The sequence below is a fragment of the Nonomuraea sp. NPDC048882 genome (assembly GCF_040649755.1).
In the GTDB taxonomy this organism is placed as follows: Bacteria; Actinomycetota; Actinomycetes; order Streptosporangiales; family Streptosporangiaceae; genus Nonomuraea; species Nonomuraea maheshkhaliensis.
The window spans coordinates 960,679-974,886 of record NZ_JBEZGB010000001.1; the positions used below are offsets into that span (position 1 = coordinate 960,679).

Genomic DNA, 14,208 nt, shown 5'->3' on the forward strand with positions numbered 1-14,208 from the left:
CGGTTGCCCCGGCAGGCGGGTCAGCTCACCACTTCCCGCCGAGCTCGTTCAGCGTGAAGACGCCGCCCGCGCGGTGGTGCAGCGGCTCGGACAGGTCGGGCTCGCCCTGCGCCTCGATGAGGGCGGCGGCGAACGGCTCGGAGCTGTCCTTCGACTCGAACCCGATGGCCTTGGCCTCCTCCAGCGACCACCAGCGGCGCGGGCTGTCGGAGACGCCCCAGACCACGTGGTAGCCGGTCGCGCTCAGCCCGGCCTCGACCAGGCGGGTCAGGTCGTCGGGCGAGATCCAGGTGGCCAGCCCGCGCGTGTCGGCGGGGGCCTCGCTGCAGGTGCCGAGGCGGACCACGGTGACGTTCATGCCGAACCGGTCGTGGTAGAGGCTGCCGAGGGCCTCCATGACGACCTTGCTCACGCCGTAGAAGGTGTCCGGTCTGGGGAAGGCGTAGTCGGGCAGGTCCGCGCCCGACTCGGGACGGGTCTGGTAGCCGGCCGCGTGGTGGCTGCCCATGAGCAGGACGTGCTCGACCCCCTCCTTCCGCGCCGCCTCCAGCAGCACCTGGGTCCCGTTGATGTTGGCCTGCACGATGTCGGCCCAGGGGTGCTCCCTGCTCTGGCCGCCCAGGTGCAGCACGGCGTCCACGCCCTTCACGGCCTCGGCCACGGCGGCCGGGTCGGTCAGGTCGGCCGTCACCCATTCCTCGCCGGGCCCGGGCTCGACCGGCTGGATGTCGGAAAGCCGCAGCGTACGGCCCTCACGCGCGAGTCGCGGCCGGAGCAGCGTCCCGACCTTTCCCGAGGCCCCTGTCATGAGAATGCGCATGCCTCAATGATGTACACGAATCTGACTGAAATTCACATCCTTGAATATTGACCGTGAGCCATGCCACTAGTTACGTTCACAGGCACACATCCAAGTCCACGACTCATGTCCACATATGTGAACAGGAGGCGGTCTGATGTCACGTCGTCTGCTGGGAGCCGCGATGACCGCGGCTCTGGCCTTAGGAGTGACAGCCTGCGGGTCCGGGGGATCATCGTCTAGTTCCGACAACGCCTTGGAGATCTGGATCAGGCAACCACCCGATTCCGACTCCGCCAAGACCGCCGTAAAGCTGGCCGAGGGTTTTACCAAGGCCAGTGGCGTACAGACGAAAGTCGTCGCCCTTTTCGACGACTTCGAGACCAAACTGAACCAGCAGGCGGCGCAGAAAGACCTGCCCGACATCGTCATCAACGACACCGCGCAACTCGGCAACATGGTCACCCAGGGCTGGCTGGCGCCGGTCGACAAGGCCGCGCTCAAGGGCGGTGACCAGATCGCGGAGACCGCCTGGACGGCCGCCACCGGGGCCGACGGCAAGTTCTACGCGGCCCCGTTCTCGGCCCAGTCGTTCGCGCTGATCGTGCGCAAGGACTGGCGCGAGAAGGTGGGCATGGAGCCGCCCGAGACCTGGGAGGACCTGGCCAAACTGGCCGTCGCCTTCACCGAGAAGGACCCCGACGGCAACGGCCAGAAGGACACCGCCGGCTTCGTGGCCCCCGCGGGCACCAAGCGCGGCTACGCCTCCTGGTACGCCTCCTCGCTCATCTACGCCAACGGCGGCGACTTCATCAAGGCCGCAGGTGGCGGCAAGTACGCCGCCACGGTGAACGACCCCAAGACCGTGGAGGCCGTGCAGTTCCTCCAGGACCAGTTCTGCAAGACCAAGACCGTCAACCCGGGCGCCGTCAGCAACGACACCACCGTCACGCACGAGGTGTTCGAGAAGGGCCAGGGCGGCATCTACCTGGTCGGGCCGTACGTGCTGGCCAGGTTCGTCAACAGCATCGGCACCGACAAGATCGAGGTCCTGCCCGTGCCCAAGGGGCCCTCCGGCGGCCCCGGCACGCTCGGCGAGGGCGAGAACGTCTACATGATGGCCGGGTCCCCGAACCCGGACAACCAGAAGAAGTTCGCCGAATTCGCCATCTCGCCCGAGGGCCAGAAGATCGGCATGAACAAGGACGCCAACGGCGCCATCGTGCGTCTGCCGGTCAACACCACGGTCGACATGGCCGCCGAGCGGCAGGACCCGCGCTGGAAGGTGTTCCAGGAGTCGTACGCGAACGCCGTCTACGCCCCGCCGGTGCCCAACTGGGCGCCGATCCGCCAGACCTCCGCCGACACCATCAACGCGGTCTGGGCCGACTGCTCCGCCAACGTCAAGACGGCGATGGATGAGCTCAACACGAAACTCACCCAGGAACTGCAGAGCCAGAAAGCGTCATGACCTCCACACTCGCCCCGGCGTCCGGCCGGACGGTGGCTCCCGGCCACCCGCCGAAATCGGCGCGGTGGCGGGGACCGCTGATTGCCTGGCTGTTCCTGGCGCCCGCGCTGCTGCTCTTCCTGTATTTCAAGTTCATCCCGATGTTCGTGGGCCTGTGGAAGAGCCTGTTCAAGGTCCAGACGTTTCTCGGTGACGAGTGGGTCGGCTTTCAGAACTACCAGACGATCATCACCGACGACGAGTTCGGCGCGGCGATCTGGCACAGCGTCGTGCTGGCCCTCGGCACCACGCTCGGCTCGATCGTGCTGGGCCTCGGGCTGGCGCTGCTCATCGAGGGGCCGGCGCGTTACCTGTGGTTCGTCAGGACCGCGGCCTTCCTGCCGGTCGTCACCACGATGGCGGCCGTGGCCGAGGTGTGGCGCATCATGTTCCACCCGGCCGACAGCGGGATGCTCAACATCGTGATCGGCTGGGCCGGCGTCGATCCGCAGCCGTGGCTGGCCAGCGAGGACTCCTCGCTGTTGTCGATCATGCTGATGAGCATCTGGCGCGGCACCCCGTACGACATGATGATCTTCCTGGCCGGTCTGGTCGGCGTGGACCGCAGCCTGTACGAGGCCGCGGCCGTGGACGGCGCCTCCACCTGGCGGCGGCTGCGGCACATCACGCTGCCCGCGCTGCGGCCGGTGTTCTGGATCCTGTTCACGCTGGCGGCCATCCGCGGCCTGCGGGTCTTCGTCGAGGTGTACGTGCTCACGAACGGCGGCCCGAACGGCTCCTCCGAAGTGCTGATGACCTTGATCTACAAGCTCGGGTTCCAGAAGAACGAGCTGGGGGTCGCCTCGGCGGGCGGAATCGTGCTGTTCCTGGCCACGCTGGCGCTCACCGTGATCGTGCAGATGTTGCGCAGGAGGCAGGCGACATGAGGTTCGACAGCGCGCTGGGCCTGGAGTCGCGGCGCGGCCCGCTGGCCACCACCGGAAAGTTCCTGATTTATGGGGCTATGGTGGTCGTTTTCACCGGGCCGCTGGTCGGGCTGCTCATCAGCGCCTTCAACAAGACCCTCGACCCCACCTCTTTTTCCCTGTGGCCGGACGAGTTCACCCTGGAGAACTTCATCAAGGCCCAGGAGAAGAACGTCTACCTGTACCTGCTCAACTCCTTCATCGTCGTGGGCTTCGGGCTGCTGCTGCAGGTGCTGGTGAGCGTCTTCGCGGCGTACTCGCTGGCCCGCAAGAAGTTTCGCGGCATGACGTTCGTGATGCTGCTCATGCTCGCCACGATGATGCTCCCCGAGGAGATCATCGCGATCCCCCTCTCCCTCGTCCTGGCCGACATGCCGCTGCTGCACGTCAACCTCATCGGCACGTACGCCGGCATGATCCTGCCCGTCGGGGCCTGGGGGTTCTCCATCCTCGTCATGACCGAGTTCATGAAGGAGGTGCCGGTCGAACTGGAGGAGGCCGCGCGCATCGACGGCGCGGGAGAGCTGCGCATCTTCGCCACGATCATCCTGCCGCTGTGCCGCCCGGCGCTCGGCGTCATCGGCGTCTTCGGTTTCACGATGATCTGGGACCAGTACCTGCTCCCCCTGATCGTCGCGCCGCAGTCGGACATGTGGACGCTGCCCATCGCGCTGCGCTCCCTGCGCTCCGACGAGGAGGTCGGGATCGGCGTGCTGCTGGCGGCCTCGTTGCTGGCGCTGCTGCCGTCGATCATCGCGTTCCTGGCGTTCCAGCGGCAGTTCATGCGCGGTCTGACAAGCGGCGCGGTCAAGGGCTGAGCGTCCATGTATCTGGACGGCATCCCATATCCTGGATGCCCGAGCCCGCCGATGGATACGAGATGGGATGAGCATGGAGCCCCAGCTGGTCAAGTCCGCCGAGCGGACCGTACGCATCCTGGAAACTCTCGCAGATTCACACGACCACCTGACGTTGTCCGAGCTCCAGCAGCGCACCGGATTCCCGCGCAGCAGCCTGCACGCTCTCATGCGCACCCTGGTCGAGCTCAACTGGGTCGAGACCGACGCGGCCAGATCGGCGTTCGGGATCGGGCCCCACGCGCTGCTGACCGGCACCGCCTACCTCGACAAGGACCCCGCGCTGCCGTTCGCCCAGGAGAGCCTGGAAGACCTGCGCGACGAGATCGGGCAGACCGTGCACTTCGCCCGCCGCGACGGGGCCCACGTGCTCTACCTCGCGACCCGCGACTCCCGCGAGGCCGACCACATCATCCCCCGCGTCGGCCGGCGCCTGCCCGCCCACGTCACCGCGCTCGGCCAGGTGCTGCTCGCCCAGCTCACCGACGACGAGGTCGGGGCGCTGCTGCCCCAGCCGCTGACCGGACTGACCGACCACACGATCACCGACCTGACCAAGCTCACGGGCGAGCTCGACCAGGTCCGCACGCGCGGCTGGTCCTACGAACGCGAGCAGGGCACGCCCGGGGTGGCCTGCGTGGCCGTGGCCGTCGACTACCGCATCCCGGCGACGGACGCGATCAGCTGCTCGATGCCGGCCGGGCTGCCGCCTGCCGACGTGGAGCGGATCACCGAAGCGGTGATCAGACATACGCGGAAGCTGGCCGCCACTCTCCGCAGGGAGGGCATCCGCTAGCAGCGTCCTGTTCTTCCCGGCCCCTTGAGGTAGGAGGCGTTGATGCGGCTTGACGGCGTTCTGTTCTTCCCGGTCACCCCGTTCGGCTCCGACGGCCGCCTCGCCGAACCCGTCCTCGCCCGGCACGTGTCCGACGGGGTCGCGGCCGGGGCCGGCGGAGTGTTCGCCGCGTGCGGCACCGGCGAGTTCAACGCCCTCGACCTCGACGAGTACACCCGCGTCGTGGCCACCGCGGTCACCGCCACCGCCGGCCGCGTCCCCGTTCTCGCCGGCGCCGGCGGCCCGCTCCCGTCCGCGCGCGCCCTCGCCAGCGCCGCCGCCGACCAGGGCGCCGACGGCCTGCTGCTCATGCCGCCGTACCTGGTCACCGGCCCCGCCGCCGGCCTGGTGCGCTACGTCCGCGAGGTGGTGGACGCCGCCGGCCTGCCGTGCGTCATGTACCAGCGCGGCAACGCCCGCTTCACCCCCGCCGCCGTGGCCGAACTGGCCCGCCACCCCGGCGTGATCGGCTTCAAGGACGGCCTGGGCGACTTCGACCTGCTGCAACGCATCATCCTGACCGTCCGCGCGAGCGCCGGCGAGGACTTCACGTTCTTCAACGGCCTCCCGACCGCCGAGCTGACCGTCCCCGCCTACCGGGGGATCGGCGTCAACCTCTACTCCAGCGCCGTCTTCGCCTTCGCCCCCGAGATCGCCCTCGCCTTCAACAAAGCCGTCACCGGAGGCGACGAGGTCATGGTCCGGCGCCTGCTCACCGACTTCTATCTGCCGCTGGTGGAGCTGCGCGATCTCGTGCCCGGGTACGCGGTGTCGCTGGTCAAGGCGGGGGTGCGACTGCGGGGGCTGGAGGTGGGCGGGGTACGGGCGCCGTTGGCGGACCCGGTTCCCGAACACCTGCGCGCCCTGGAACGCCTCATCGCCACCGGTCTGGGGCTCGTGGACGCCTGAAGGGGTCGTGCGTACGCGCTGGGCCCCTCGTTCCCCACGATCAGCCGACAGCACTGACGACGGAGACAGGACCCCGTGACCACGGGCCATAAGGCCGCAGCCCCGTCGCTGCGGATCACGAGCCCGGTCGCCACAGGTCACGGGGCTGTCCGCCACGGCGCCACCAGCCCCGTCACCACACGCCACCACTTAGGGAGGACCTAGGGACGGACGGGAGAACTCAGGCCCGCCCTGGCCCTGCACATGTATGCCTGCCTAGCCCTGCATACGTCCATCCACCCTGCGCGGAATGGACAGCGGATTGGCTTCCTTGAGCTCGTCCGGCAGCAGCGCCTCCGGCCAGTCCTGGTAGGCCGTGGGCGCGAGCCAGCGCTCGATCGCCGTGGCCCCCACGGACGTGGAGGTGGTCGTCGCGGCGGGCCAGGGCCCACCGTGATGCATGGCCCAGCACACGGCGACCCCGGTCGGCCAGCCGTTCCAGATGAGCCGCCCGGCCTTGCGGCCCAGCACGCCGGCGACCTCCGCGGCCTCGTCGGCCTCGGTGCCGTGCACGGTCGCGGTCAGCGACCCTTCGAGCCGCTCCAGCACCGGCGGCAGGTCGGAGACGTTCCGGTACGTCACCACGATCGACGCGGGCCCGAAGCACTCCTCGCCGATGTTCGGCAGCTTGCCGGCGAACGTGTCGAGGTCGGCCGTGAAGACCTTGGGCGTGACGGCCAGGCTGCCCTCTCCCGGCTTGCCCTCGGCCAGCAGCCGCAGCTCACCCAGGCGCTCGACGCCGCCGAGGTAGCCGTCCCTGATCCGCTCGGCCAGCATGGGGCCGCCGCTGGTGCCCTCGACGGCCTCGACGATCGCCTGGCGCAGCTCGTCGTTCTCGGGCACGAACAGCAGCCCGGGGTTCGTGCAGAACTGCCCCACCCCGAGCGTCAGCGACCCGGCGAACCCCGTGGCCACCTCCTTGGCGGGCGCGGAAGGCAGCACGACCACCGGGTTGACGCTACCGAGCTCGCCGAAGAACGGGATCGGCACCTCTCGGTCGTCGATCAGCTTCTGGATGGCCTTGCCCCCGGACACGGACCCCGTGAACCCGGCCGCGACCACGCCGGGGTGCTGGACGAGGTCGGCGCCCGCCTGCATGCCCTGGACCAGCCCGAGCAGGTCCGGGTTCGGCAGCGCCTCGCGTACGATCTTGGCCACTCGCTCGGAGGTGTTGGGGTGCCCGGGATGCGCCTTGACGACCACGGGGCAGCCGGCGGCCAGGGCGGAGGCGGTGTCACCACCGGCCACCGAGAACGCGAAGGGGAAGTTGCTGGCCGCGAACACGGCCACGACGCCCTGCAGCGCGTTCTTCATCCGCCGCACGTCCGGCCTGGGCGGTGCGAGCGAAGGGTCGGCGTGATCGATGATGGCCTCCAGGTAGCCGCCATCCCTGATCACCTCGGCGAAGAGCCTGAACTGCCCCGCCGTCCGCGCCACCTCGCCGCGCAGCCGCGCCTCGCCGAGCGCGGTCTCCTGGTCGGCGAGCTGCCACAGTTCGTCCACGTGGGCGGTGAGCGCGTCGGCGACGGCCTCCAGCGCGACGGCCCGCTCAGCCGCCGGGGTCGCGCGCCAGGCCGCACCGGCCGCCGCCGCGGCAGAGACGATCAAGTCGACCCCGGCGCTGTCGGTCTCGGGCAGGGCGGCGCCCACGGTCTCGCCGGTCCTGGGGTCGTGTCCGTAGATCATCGAATGGCCCTTCGGAGTCTTGACACTTATTCAGCCCAATTCTTACAGTTGCGACAACTTGTCCACAAATCTGGCTATTGTTCACATATATGGACGGCGTTGCGAATGATCATTAGGCAGATCCACGTCACCCCCGTCGCCTTCCGGGATCCGCCTCTGCTCAACGCCGCAGGAGTCCACGAGCCGTGGGCCCTCCGTACCATTGTCGAGGTCGTCACCGATCAAGGTCTGACCGGGTTGGGCGAGACCTACGGAGACCTCGACCATCTCGGCAAGGTACGCACGTGCGCGCAGGCCCTGATCGGCCTCGACGTCCACGCCACGAACACCATGTACGCCCGCATCGCCGCATTCCTCGGCGCCCCCGAACCCGGCACCACCGCAACCGAAACCGGCACCACACCTGGCCCTTTCACTGTCGCCACCAACCCCAAGGAAAGGACCGGGAAGAGAACCGGGGCGAGGACCGGGGAAAGGACCAAGGAGAGGACCAGGGAGAGGACCAGGGAGAGGACCGTCGACCGGGTCTTCTCCCCCTTCGACGTCGCCTGCCTCGACATTCGCGGCAAAGCAGCCGGCGTCCCGGTCTCGGACCTGCTCGGCGGCAGGGTCAGGGACGCCGTGCCGTACAGCGCGTACCTCTTCTACAAGTGGGCCGGCCACCCGGACGAGCAGCAGCCCGACAGATTCGGCGCCGCACTGGACGCGGCCGGCATCGTCGAGCAGGCGAGACTCCTCATCGACGAGTACGGCTTCGAGTCCATCAAGCTCAAGGGCGGCGTTCACCCTCCCGACGAAGAGATCGCCGCGATCCGCGCCCTACACGAGGCGTTCCCCGGCGTACCACTCCGCCTCGACCCGAACGCCGCCTGGACCGTGGAGACCTCGATCCGCGTAGGCCGGGAACTCGACGGCGTCCTCCAATACCTGGAGGACCCCACGGCCGGCATTCCGGGCATGGCCGAAGTCGCCGCCGCCGTCCCCATGCCCCTGGCTACCAACATGTGCGTGGTCACCCCCGAACACTTCCCGCCCGCGATGGCCGCCACCCGCGCCATCGGCGTCCTCCTCCTGGACCACCACTATTGGGGCGGACTCGTACGTTCCGCACACATCGCCGCCATGTGCGACGCCTTCGGCCTGGCCATGTCCATGCACTCCAACTCCCACCTCGGCATCAGCCTGGCCGCCATGACCCATCTGGCCGCCGCCACGCCAAACCTCACCTTCGCCTGCGACACGCACACCCCCTGGCAGGACGGCCAGGACGTGATCCAGCCCGGCACCCTCCACTTCACGAACGGCGCCGTCCCCGTACCCACCGCCCCGGGCCTGGGCGTGGACCTCGACCGGGACGCACTGGCGGTCATGAACGAGCAGTACGAGAAGTGCGGCATCGTCGCCCGCAACGACACCTCGTACATGCAACGCTTCACCCCCACCTTCACCGCAAAGCGCCCCCGCTGGTGACCACCCCGCACCCAGCCATCAACCACCCACGCCCCTGCCCACCACCGCCCTGCCGCCAGCCACCCGCACCACCATCGCCCTGCCGCCAGCAAACTGCCCCACCACCTTGCCCTCAGCCACCCACACCACAGCCCCACCAGCGCCCTCGGCTCTCGCCACCACCCAGCCGCATTCACCGCGGCCAGCCCAACCCTTGGCTCCGCCCCCGCCTAGCCGACACGCGACCCCACTCACAGGCCCCCGCTCCAACCTCAATTCCTCCACCGCCCAGCCGCCAACCGCTACGCCACCGCGCCCCGGCCCTCACCACCACCACATGACCACTCCACCAGGGCTCTCCCCACGTCAGCCCTCGGCCACCCAACCGCCCCACAACACCCCACCCAGCCTCAGCCCTAGTCACCACCCAACTGCCGACCGACCGCCCCACTGGAACGCCCGACCCGAAAACCGCCTTCACCTTGCTGCCCACCCACCACCTCCAGCCCCGGCTACCGACCTCCCGGACAAGCTGCCCGCAAGACTGAAGCTCCGACCACCCACACTCACCACCACCGACAAGAAGACCCGCCGATCAACGGCGGCAAGGAGATGCCCTGATGAACCTCGCCTACCTCTACCCATGGGACGTGGTCGGGGACCCTTCGGCTCCAGGCCGCCTGGCGGACCTCGGCGTACAAGCGGTCGCCCTGGCAGCCAGCTATCACTCGACAAGGGCCGCCACGCCGTACCACCCCGCCCACCGGGTACTCGACGTACCGCACCCCGCCTTCTACCTCCCGATCCGCCCGTCATCCTGGGCTCGCCTCGTCCCCGCCGCCCCGACGTGGACCCCCGCAGACGCCTACCTCCAGGCCAGAGACGCCTTGAAGGCCGCCGGCCTCCAGGTGCACGCCTGGACCGTCCTCACCCACAACTCACACCTGGGCACGGCCAACCCCGACCTGGTCGTACGCAACGCCTTCGGCGACCCGTACCCCTATGCCCTGTGCCCGGCCCACGAGGACGTCATCGAGTACTGCGAACGGATGGTCCAGGAGATCCTCGAGGTAGGCGAGCCCGACGGCCTGATCCTGGAGGCCTGCGGCCCGATGGGTTTCGGCCACCAGAGCGTCCACGAGAAAACGTCCGGCGCGGACTGGACCCCAGTAGACGCCGACCTCCTTTCGCTCTGCTTCTGCACGAATTGCGCCCCCCGCTACCCCGAACCGACCGCAGCAGCCGTACGCGCCGCCATAGACCGCACCCCGCAGGCGAACCCCACCACAGAAAACGCCACAGCCTCTTCACCCACCCCCGGAACCATCGAGTCGGCCCTCGGCAACCTGACCGACGAAGTACGCGAGATCCGCGTCGCCCTCTCCACCACCCTCCGCCAACGCCTGACAACCCTCACCCGCACAATCGCCCCAAACACCCCCATAACCCTGCACGCCAACCCAGACCCGTGGGCCACCGGCGCCTTCGCCCCTCTCCCCACAGGCGAACCGGCCGCCGACGTCCTGGTCGCCAACTGCTGGGGCGACCCCGCCACAGACGCCATCCGCCTGGCCCGCCTGAAGGAACTCACCACACCAGGCCAGCGAGTAGGCGCCTACGTCCTGGCCCTCCCACCCCGCCCCGCCGACCCGAACGTCCTGCTCGACCACCTCAGGACGTACGCCAAAGCAGGAGCCTCTGAGTTCCACCTGTACCACGCGGGCCTGGCCTCCCCCCAACGCCTGACCACCCTCGCCCAAGCCCTACGCCTCCACACCTAATACCACCCGAGAGAGCACCCACGGCTGCCGACCAACACCGCACCGTCAATCACCACAGGCAGCCACACCCCGAACAGCTCCTGCTAGTCCTGGATCGCCCCTTCTTCCACATGCCGGTAGATGCCATCAACGCAATGCGCGCCCGCCGACGCACCCTGGAACTGGACCCCGACCAACTGGCCGCCACGCTGACCCGAACCCGGGCCGGCTTCCACCGCGCAGCCGCAGGCATGGCCCAAGCAGGCAACGACCTCGTCGTCGATTACGTCCTCAGCGAGCAGTGGCGCCTGCTGGACTGCCTCACCGTCTTCAGCGGCCTGGACGTCGTCTTCATCGGCGTCCGCTGCTCGGAACAGGAACTGGCACGCCGGGAGAAGGCGCGCGGCGACCGGCACTCCGGACACGCAGCAGCCCAACTCCGGCAGGTCCACTCCTACGGCGCTTATGACATCGAATGCGACACGACCACAACCAGCCCCCGCGACTGCGCCTTGACCATCAAGAAGTCCCTTGACCAACTCCCCACCCCTCGCGCCTTCGACCGCCTCAGAACCGAATTCCTGCGCTACAGGAATTAACGCGTCGGGGTGGCTCGCTCTGCTCGTCTACCTGCAGAAACGTGACCCATAGGCGTGACCCCTGCCTTTGAATCCTCTGATTCGTCTACACACGACCCAAAACCCTGGAGCCACCGGCCCCCAGAACCCGGTCCACTCCGCGCACCCGAGATCACGACCTCACCCGCATGCGTGCTCAGCTCACGAGCAACTACGGCCAGCTGTCAGGAACGAAACCACTCCACCACGCGGCCGAACCCACTCCACCCCACGGAACCTGACCCCACACACCAGCGGAACATCACCTCCGCCTCCACTCCAAAGGACACCAACCCGCGCGCCACACGAACCGCGCGTCAACGGAAATCACTTCCACCCCCACCAGATCCATCACTGATCACCAAGCCGCCCAAGTCTCGTGATGAGTTGTCGCGCCCACAACCGTCACACCTATGACAGGACACACCGAGGCGGAAGGATGACGTGATGAGCACGGACGCACGACCGACGAAGCCGAGCGCAGGCGGTCTGGGCCCGAAAGGTGCGAGCGAAAGCAGCCTGGACGCAAGGAGCCTGGCCGAGGTCGACGAACCGACGTTCTCGGGGCTGGCGGAGCGACACCGGCGGGAACTCCACGTCCACTGCTACCGGATGCTCGGTTCGTTCGAGGACGCCGAGGACACCGTACAGGAGACGTTCCTGCGCGCCTGGCGGCGGCGGGAGACCTTCGAGGGGCGGTCGACGTTCCGGGCCTGGCTGTACCGGATCGCCACCAACGCCTGCCTGGACCTGCTCGCCAAGTGCCGTCCTGAGCCTGCGACCGGCGGCGAGGTGCTGTGGCTGCAGCCCTACCCGGACCGGCTGCTCGACGAGCTGCCCGCCGGCGACGCGGACGAACCGGAAGCCGTTGCCCTCGCGCGGGAGACGATCGAGCTGGCGTACCTGGTCGCGGTCCAGCACCTCGCACCGCGCCCCCGGGCCGTGCTGATCCTGCGGGACGTACTCGGCTGGCCGGCGAAGGACGTCGCGGAGCTCCTCGGGGACTCCGTCAACTCGGTCAACAGCGCGCTGCAACGAGCCCGCGCCGGCATGCGCGAGCACCTGCCCGCCGAACGACAGGACTGGACCGGCGGCGAGGATGACGCCGGAGCGCGCGAGCTGGTGCGCCGCTACACGGACGCCAGCGTGGCGACGGACATCGACAAGCTCGCCGCACTGCTGCGCGACGACGTCCGCTGCTCGATGCCACCCACCCCGGGCCTGTACGTCGGCCGCGACGCGGTGGTGAAGGACTGGATCGAGAGCGGCTTCGAGCACCTGACCCACCTGCGCACCATCCCTACCTCTGTGAACCGTCAGCCCGCCATCGCCTTCTACGAGTGGCGACAGGGAGAGGGCGCGTACCTGCCCCTGACCATCGACGTCCTGCGCATCACCGGCGGAGCCATCACCGAGATCATCACGTTCCACGACGACCAGTTCCCGCACCTCGGCCTGCCGCAGCGCCTCCCGGTGAACGACCCGAAGTAGCCCCACCACGAACGCCCACACGGGGCCGCGCGCACACATCCCGAAACCACAAATTTCACCCAACCGGAGCGCGCAGCCCCGCAACCACGAACGCCTACACCACCGCAGCGCGAAGCCCCGTTAACCAGAAACGCCCGCATGACCGCAGCACGCATCCCATGACCGCAAACACCCGCACAACCGCAGCACACATGCCCGAAACCACCAACACCTGCACAAGCACGGCACACATCTCCAAGACCCCAAACGGCCGCACGGCCGCGGCACACATCCCCAAGATCGAAAACACCCGCACAGTCACGGCACGCATCCCAACCCGAAACGGCCCCGCCGAACACGTGACACTGAAGCCACCCCGACCCAGACCACCCGACACCCCGAAGTGGCACCTCCAAGCCGTCCTCGACAAAGGCCCGGGTTGGGGGCAAGGACCGGTTCTAACCATCACGAACCACGCCTGAACAGCAGTCATCAGGAAACCCGGTCGGCTATCAGTGACCACGCCGGTAGCCGTAGCCGGTAGCCGGTCTGAGTCGCAGACGGACGGCCGTAAGAGATGCCGACGGCCGTATCCGTCGCCCGAGCACCCGGCACCACGCTCACCGAGCCGCCACCCAGCAGAACAACATCTGCCGGGTGGCCGGCGATCCAGGGAGCACGGCTTGTGAGGCGGAGGTCGGAACGGCTCCCCCAGCGCAGCACTCACCCTGACCTCGCGGCGGGGCACCTCGTGTGAGCCCCATGCGGCCTGGATAAATTCTCCCTATGACTGATGTGCGAATCGTCTTTCGAAAGTACGGCGGCGCATTGCACTGGAACCACCCCGGTCGTGTGCTCGGCGAGGATGAGTACGGCATCTGGGTGACAGTCCCAGGTGGAACGGTCGCCCGCAAAGGCGACGGCCCACCTGTCACCTGGGAGACAACCGCGATCATGCTGTTCCCCCGAGACGCCTGGTGGACGGCCTCCTTCAACACCCCGCCCCACAAGTCGGAGGTCTACGTCGACGTCACCACCGTCCCCGAGTGGAGAGACGACGAAGTCACCATGCTCGATTTGGACCTGGACGTGATCCGCCTGCGAGACGGCCGGCTGATCCTCGACGACGAAGACGAATTCGCCGAACATCAACTCTTGCTGAACTATCCGACCGATCTGATCACCCAGGCTGAATCAACTGCACAGTGGCTGCTCGACGCGGTAGGTGAGAGAAAAGGCCCGTTCGGCGGCGCCCATCTGGACTGGCTGTCAAAAGCTGAATAAATCCAAGAAATCACACTTGTTCGGCGCTCATCCCCATAATTGTGCTACTCCTCGAGAGAACGTCCCT

Annotated in this window: 12 protein-coding genes; 10 read left to right on the top strand and 2 right to left on the bottom strand. The window is 68.1% G+C overall.

The features are described 5' to 3' along the window. Positions 1 to 25: 25 nt before the first annotated feature. Positions 26 to 820 carry an NAD(P)-dependent oxidoreductase gene (locus tag AB0C27_RS04125; protein WP_357837484.1) on the bottom strand — a complete coding sequence of 265 codons (795 nt, stop codon included), beginning with the start codon at positions 818 to 820 and terminating at the stop codon, positions 26 to 28. Between the two features lie 235 nt (positions 821 to 1,055). Here AB0C27_RS04125 and AB0C27_RS04130 point away from each other — a divergent pair, with 235 nt between their 5' ends. The 5 genes from AB0C27_RS04130 (at position 1,056) to AB0C27_RS04150 (ending at position 5,836) form a co-directional block, all read left to right on the top strand. Beyond that, complete coding sequence (locus AB0C27_RS04130) at positions 1,056 to 2,270, top strand: sugar ABC transporter substrate-binding protein (RefSeq protein WP_357837487.1); 1,215 nt, start codon at positions 1,056 to 1,058, stop codon at positions 2,268 to 2,270. After that, positions 2,267 to 3,196, top strand: a complete 930-nt coding sequence (locus tag AB0C27_RS04135) for a sugar ABC transporter permease (protein ID WP_357837490.1) — start codon at positions 2,267 to 2,269, stop codon at positions 3,194 to 3,196. The genes AB0C27_RS04130 and AB0C27_RS04135 overlap by 4 nt, the downstream gene beginning before the upstream one ends. Then, positions 3,193 to 4,053: a carbohydrate ABC transporter permease gene (locus AB0C27_RS04140; protein ID WP_357837493.1), complete on the top strand. Its 861-nt coding sequence runs from the start codon at positions 3,193 to 3,195 to the stop codon at positions 4,051 to 4,053. The genes AB0C27_RS04135 and AB0C27_RS04140 overlap by 4 nt, the downstream gene beginning before the upstream one ends. A 67-nt stretch (positions 4,054 to 4,120) precedes the next feature. Beyond that, the gene (locus tag AB0C27_RS04145; protein ID WP_357837495.1) at positions 4,121 to 4,888 is read left to right on the top strand and encodes an IclR family transcriptional regulator; all 768 of its coding nucleotides are present in this window, start codon (positions 4,121 to 4,123) and stop codon (positions 4,886 to 4,888) included. Positions 4,889 to 4,930: 42 nt separating this feature from the next. After that, the gene (locus AB0C27_RS04150) at positions 4,931 to 5,836 is read left to right on the top strand and encodes a 5-dehydro-4-deoxyglucarate dehydratase (RefSeq protein ID WP_357837498.1); all 906 of its coding nucleotides are present in this window, start codon (positions 4,931 to 4,933) and stop codon (positions 5,834 to 5,836) included. Between the two features lie 255 nt (positions 5,837 to 6,091). On the opposite strand, the gene AB0C27_RS04155 is transcribed toward AB0C27_RS04150, so the two are convergent. Next, on the bottom strand, positions 6,092 to 7,561 hold the full coding sequence (locus tag AB0C27_RS04155; RefSeq protein WP_357837501.1) for an aldehyde dehydrogenase (NADP(+)): 1,470 nt from the start codon (positions 7,559 to 7,561) through the stop codon (positions 6,092 to 6,094). Positions 7,562 to 7,666: 105 nt separating this feature from the next. On the opposite strand from AB0C27_RS04155, the gene AB0C27_RS04160 reads away from it, so the two are divergent. The 5 genes from AB0C27_RS04160 (at position 7,667) to AB0C27_RS04180 (ending at position 14,141) form a co-directional block, all read left to right on the top strand. Then, positions 7,667 to 9,031 carry an enolase C-terminal domain-like protein gene (locus tag AB0C27_RS04160; RefSeq protein ID WP_357837504.1) on the top strand — a complete coding sequence of 455 codons (1,365 nt, stop codon included), beginning with the start codon at positions 7,667 to 7,669 and terminating at the stop codon, positions 9,029 to 9,031. 599 nt (positions 9,032 to 9,630) lie between these two features. Continuing rightward, on the top strand, positions 9,631 to 10,791 hold the full coding sequence (locus AB0C27_RS04165) for a hypothetical protein (protein ID WP_357837507.1): 1,161 nt from the start codon (positions 9,631 to 9,633) through the stop codon (positions 10,789 to 10,791). An 89-nt stretch (positions 10,792 to 10,880) separates the two neighbouring features. Beyond that, on the top strand, positions 10,881 to 11,369 hold the full coding sequence (locus tag AB0C27_RS04170) for a chloramphenicol phosphotransferase (RefSeq protein WP_357838008.1): 489 nt from the start codon (positions 10,881 to 10,883) through the stop codon (positions 11,367 to 11,369). Between the two features lie 465 nt (positions 11,370 to 11,834). Next, positions 11,835 to 12,878 (top strand): RNA polymerase subunit sigma-70, encoded by a 1,044-nt coding sequence (locus AB0C27_RS04175; protein WP_357837510.1) that lies wholly within the window; start codon positions 11,835 to 11,837, stop codon positions 12,876 to 12,878. 765 nt (positions 12,879 to 13,643) lie between these two features. Further along, entirely contained in the window at positions 13,644 to 14,141 is a 498-nt protein-coding gene (locus tag AB0C27_RS04180) for a DUF402 domain-containing protein (RefSeq protein WP_357837513.1), read from the top strand. Positions 14,142 to 14,208: the final 67 nt, after the last annotated feature.